9 protein-coding genes and 1 pseudogene are annotated in these 4,442 nt (G+C 40.7%); 4 read left to right on the top strand and 6 right to left on the bottom strand.

Annotation, left to right across the window (positions count from 1 at the left end; all coding sequences use genetic code 11):
* From ACFIKJ_RS08615 to ACFIKJ_RS08595, 5 genes are all read right to left on the bottom strand, one after another.
* Positions 1 to 383 (bottom strand): phage tail protein (locus ACFIKJ_RS08615; protein ID WP_375670489.1); only part of this gene is annotated, 383 nt, incomplete at its 3' end.
* Positions 383 to 1,210: a baseplate J/gp47 family protein gene (locus ACFIKJ_RS08610; protein ID WP_375626976.1), complete on the bottom strand. Its 828-nt coding sequence runs from the start codon at positions 1,208 to 1,210 to the stop codon at positions 383 to 385. The genes ACFIKJ_RS08610 and ACFIKJ_RS08615, both read right to left, overlap by 1 nt.
* The gene (locus ACFIKJ_RS08605) at positions 1,207 to 1,548 is read right to left on the bottom strand and encodes a GPW/gp25 family protein (protein ID WP_375670488.1); all 342 of its coding nucleotides are present in this window, start codon (positions 1,546 to 1,548) and stop codon (positions 1,207 to 1,209) included. The genes ACFIKJ_RS08610 and ACFIKJ_RS08605 overlap by 4 nt, the downstream gene beginning before the upstream one ends.
* Positions 1,545 to 2,234, bottom strand: coding sequence for a phage baseplate assembly protein V (locus ACFIKJ_RS08600; RefSeq protein ID WP_375670487.1), 690 nt, complete (start codon positions 2,232 to 2,234; stop codon positions 1,545 to 1,547). Before ACFIKJ_RS08600 ends, ACFIKJ_RS08605 begins: the two co-directional genes overlap by 4 nt.
* A complete protein-coding gene (locus tag ACFIKJ_RS08595; protein ID WP_375653119.1) occupies positions 2,215 to 2,763 on the bottom strand; it encodes a hypothetical protein in 549 nt (182 codons plus the stop codon). The genes ACFIKJ_RS08600 and ACFIKJ_RS08595 overlap by 20 nt, the downstream gene beginning before the upstream one ends.
* 75 nt (positions 2,764 to 2,838) lie before the next feature.
* On the opposite strand from ACFIKJ_RS08595, the gene ACFIKJ_RS08590 reads away from it, so the two are divergent.
* The 4 genes and pseudogenes from ACFIKJ_RS08590 to ACFIKJ_RS08575 all read left to right on the top strand — a co-directional run bounded on the left by ACFIKJ_RS08590 (position 2,839) and on the right by ACFIKJ_RS08575 (position 3,982).
* A complete protein-coding gene (locus tag ACFIKJ_RS08590; RefSeq protein WP_375627496.1) occupies positions 2,839 to 3,138 on the top strand; it encodes a BrnT family toxin in 300 nt (99 codons plus the stop codon).
* Entirely contained in the window at positions 3,125 to 3,397 is a 273-nt protein-coding gene (locus ACFIKJ_RS08585; RefSeq protein WP_012754724.1) for a CopG family antitoxin, read from the top strand. The genes ACFIKJ_RS08590 and ACFIKJ_RS08585 overlap by 14 nt, the downstream gene beginning before the upstream one ends.
* A 37-nt stretch (positions 3,398 to 3,434) precedes the next feature.
* Positions 3,435 to 3,641, top strand: a pseudogene (locus tag ACFIKJ_RS08580) (toxin-antitoxin system HicB family antitoxin); the annotation flags it as partial.
* A gap of 44 nt (positions 3,642 to 3,685) precedes the next feature.
* Positions 3,686 to 3,982: a HigA family addiction module antitoxin gene (locus tag ACFIKJ_RS08575; RefSeq protein WP_375652125.1), complete on the top strand. Its 297-nt coding sequence runs from the start codon at positions 3,686 to 3,688 to the stop codon at positions 3,980 to 3,982.
* 47 nt (positions 3,983 to 4,029) lie between these two features.
* Here the strand turns inward: ACFIKJ_RS08575 and ACFIKJ_RS08570 are convergent, their stop codons facing one another.
* On the bottom strand, positions 4,030 to 4,308 hold the full coding sequence (locus ACFIKJ_RS08570) for a hypothetical protein (RefSeq protein ID WP_375652124.1): 279 nt from the start codon (positions 4,306 to 4,308) through the stop codon (positions 4,030 to 4,032).
* Positions 4,309 to 4,442 lie beyond the last annotated feature (134 nt).

The raw sequence follows: 4,442 nt of genomic DNA, 5'->3' as shown, positions 1-4,442 counted from the left end.
ATGACTTCAAGGCTTTTGCGTTCAGGCAACTGAACAAAATCAAGTTGAAAGGAATTCCACCATACCCGCCCCGTCCAAGCGGGTTGAAAGCGTGCAGAAATCCCTAGCCATTCAAGCCCCATCTCTATTGCCGCAAGGGAGCCGCGCAAGCGCTGCCATTGAAGCCCTTGATCAATCAAATCATAGAGGTTTGGAACATAAGGCGTAAGCTCTCCAAGCCCGTATTCTTCAATCAACCACGGTAAGAAACGGGGAGGGCGTGTGATCAGTTTAGAACGTGAAATCCCCAAAACAGAACCATCAACATCTTGATGAAAATCACAAGCATCGGCAAGGCGCTTTTCAAATTTTGTTGCGTTTGTGGGAAGGAGGGAACCAACCATTAGCGCGCACGCCCTTTGAAGTTTAAGGTGATTTTTCCAATCGATAAAACTTCTTCATCACAAACCATACTGTCTTGTGTTGGTGTAATGGCAATGACTTTTTGGACACCAGCAATCATTAATTTTGAAATCCACCACGACAAACTTAATTCACGACCAATGGCTTGTTCTTGTCTCCATGCTGCTCTTAAATTTGTTTCCATTGTTGTAAGAATTTTCAAAGATGTTTCTGGTAACAGCCAAACATCTGCCTCTAAATCCAGCACTTTTTTGACAGCAGCGTGAACAATGATTGTATCATTGGTCATGATGATATTTTTTCTGTGCAGAGCTTCTGAGACTGTTTGTATGAGATCTTCAGAGGCCGTTCCTTCTTCATTGTTGCCAAAAAGAGCAACATAGATGGTTGGGTCTTTGCCTTTACGGTAAACAATCGCATCCTTAACACGACTATCTGCTGTTAAGGCTATAAGCTTGTAATAGGGCTCTGTCCCGCTACCATTGCCACCACGGGCATGAAGCTCTATGCGTTCACGATATCTCTCGTCACTTTCACCCTCCATGCGGGCAAGACCATGCCAGTTTCCCAAAGCATCAAGAGATTCACCGGTTGCAAAATCAAGAATGTTGTTGCGTGCCGCTTCGTTAATACGCTGTCTTAAAAGCAACTCTCGATAGCTAAAAGCCTCAATGACTTTTACAGCCGGATCACTTTCAAGAATGGTATATTCCGGCAAAAGCTCTTTTAAATGGGCAAGAGCAGCAGCGCGTATTTCCTCAAAAGAAAGTTCTGTGATGATTTCCGGTTTTGCAAGTACTCCATTCATTTTATCAGTAATCCTTCCATGGTAATGGGCTTACCTGAAGGCAAATAAATGCCTTCAAAGGACAAAGAAACTTGTCCAGCATCAACCATTTTAAAATCAATTTTTTTCAATTTAAAACGCGGTTCCCATTTGTCTAAAGCCTCAGCAACAGCAGCATAAAGGGCAACAGCAAAAGCATTATTAACCGGTGCATCAATGAGTTCAGCAACGCGTGAACCATAGTCACGCCGCATTACACGCGAACCAATCCGCGTTGACAAAATATCAAGGATTGATTGGCGCAAATGATCAATTCCGGTTAATGGCTTTCCTGTTGTACGGTCCATTCCAATGTTCAATTGGGACCTCCTGTCATCGAGCCACCAGGGGAAACACCACCATGAACATGTGTTGCTCCTACATTGGTACCGTTATGTCTTAATCCACTTGAGTGAATGGAAACATTATTCCCAGAATGAAGAGAGAGACTATCATTCGAATTCAGTGAAATGCCATCACCAGCCTTCAAAGAGATGCCGCCTTTTGCGTTTAAATTTATATCGCTTTCTGAAACAATCTTTATGCCTTCCGGTGCGGTAAGCTCTAGCTTGCCCCCATCACCTTTTAGTGACACACCATCAGCGATTGTCAGGATAAATTTTCCGCCGGATTTGATGTGAATTCCATAAGTGTTTTGTTCATCATCATATTCAAGGCTGGTTCCATCAGGGTATATCGTTCGGTGAGTGCTGCCTTTATCGGCTGCTTGATTAGCATCGGTGTGAAGTGAACCAACAATCACCCCTTGTGATAAATCCCCTGATGACGAGATAACAACTACTTGCTCTCCGATATCACGCCCTTCATAAGAGCGTGTTTTACCGGCGCGGGCTTGTGTATCTGGAATCCAGTCACTGACAAGATTGCCACTTTTTACCCGATAGCGTGCGTTTTTATGGTCGACATGGCTAATTTTTCCCACCACAACCATATTGGCCACACGTCTCTTTAGATCTGTGATTTCTTTATCGCGCCGCTCTAACATGTCCACCTTCAATTTTATGGTATTTATCTTTATTTCTCACGCCTGTTTCTGGTTCAAAGCTTAAGAAAGGTTCAACGAGTTTTGCTGTTACACTGCCTTCTTCTTCATCCATGTTGGGGATATTTGTCACATAAATGACTTCAAAGGTTAGAATCGCACCATGGAGCGCTAGGGCGCCATTATCACCAAAGGCAAAAGCAATATTTTGCAGGCGGCATGTCTCAACTGTGTTATTGAGATTGGGATTAGCGTAGAAAACCTCCTCAACTTCCCATGCCAATTGGTCAACAAAACGTGCTCCATCTTCACATGTCGCATAACATTCAACATCTAGCGTTAAAACACGCCGCCTTATTCCATAATCATAGCCATCTTCAATCGTTTCACTTTGTGTTGAGATATTAATTGCAGGCGTGTTCTCAGGGGAGAAGTTGAAATCACGCATATTGAAAACATTGTCACCAGCTGCCGTCTTTGCTGCTTTGATCAACGTAACAAATGTTTCTCTTATCGTTTCTCTCGGATGCATGAGTGTTCCTGTTTAAACAGATTGATTTTAATCATTTTTATTGTATTTGTGGATACATTTTGATATACATACGTTATGGTAGCAAACATCAAAGTTCATGGCATAAATTGGGATGATGGTAACTGGCCAAAATGTGCCAAACATGGAGTTTCTAAAAAAGAAATTGAGTATTTATTCACTAAACCTGGAAATCTCGTCATAAAGCATGACCCCAATATTAAAGAAGAGCGTTTCAGAGCCATTGGACGAAGCTATAATGAACGATATATTTTTTTAGTTTTTACCTTAAGAACAATAAAGAACGAATTGTTTGTACGTCCTATTAGCGCTCGTTATATGCACCAAAAGGAGATTGATTTTTATGAAAACCTCTAAATTAAAACAAATGCCCGTTTTTAAGACGGATGAAGAAGCAGAAAACTTTGTTGATACTGCAGACCTTACTGATTATGACTTAACTGGTTTTAAGCCTGTTCATTTTGAATTCTTACCTAAAGAAGCCTCTATGAATATTCGCTTACCTCAAGCACTTATGAAGGCTTTAAAGGAAAAAGCTAAAAATCAAGCTATCCCTTACACACGCTATGTTCGACATCTCATCGAACGAGATTTACGAAAAAGCCATCGTAATTGACCAATATCCTCTGTAGAGGATATAAGAAAGGATGAACATGAACAATAATCATTATACCTATCGTGTTTTGTGGTCGCAAGAAGATGAGGAATATGTTGGGTTGTGTGCAGAATTCCCATCCCTTTCATGGTTAGATGCTCAAGCAGAGAAAGCTTTAAAAGGTATTATGGACCTTGTTTCAGAAGTTGTTGAGGACATGCAACATAATGGAGAACAACTTCCAATACCTTTGTCACATGGCAAGTGAAGTTGAAATCGTAGATTATCATTGATCTGTAGGAGGTCGAGATGAAAAATTATATTGCTATTCATCCCGGAGAAATTTTACGAGAGGAATATTTAAAAGAATATGCCCTCTCTGCTTATGCTCTTGCAAAAGCATTAAATGTTCCACGCACGAGAATAGAACGTATTGTTGCTGAAAATAGTCCAGTGACTCCCGATACTGCTCTCAGATTAGCCTATTTTTTTGATACTACTGCTGAATTTTGGCTTAACATGCAAGCTGCTTATGACGTTAGTATATTACAAACTAAAAAAGCAGACGAATTTGCCAAAATCAATAAATTTGAATGTAGGGTTTAACCACCTCCTCGTCTTCAAAGGCGAGGAGATAAAATTATGTTGTAGGTCTAAGCGACTTTTGCAATCGGGTTTTCCAAAGTAGGAGCATAAGCTTGCAATAACGGATTCATGCTATGCGGTAATTCTGAATCGCCAAAATCTGTAAGAACTGCCAATATTTTTGTACAATTGGGCAATTCATTTTGAAGCTTTAAAACTAAAGCTTTTTCCACCATGCCCATAATCTCAATTATGGCAGTGCAATCCTCATCTCCAATGCTGTGATGATTGGAAAACTGAAACAATGCTATCCACAAATCACATAAGAAGTTGGTATCTACCTTCATTGTACACCTCCATGGATTTGTTCTCTCAAACAAGCTAATCCTCTAGATGTGATTTTTGTTGAAGGCAGGACCTTTTCTGTACCATCCGGTCTTTGAATGGTAATAGCGGGACAATCCATAAAGCCTTTCTTGAT

Origin of the sequence: Bartonella sp. PS7NMGDW (assembly GCF_042193585.1) — a bacterium.
Classification (GTDB): Bacteria; Pseudomonadota; Alphaproteobacteria; order Rhizobiales; family Rhizobiaceae; genus Bartonella; species Bartonella grahamii.
This window is presented reverse-complemented; position numbering and strand designations above follow the sequence as displayed.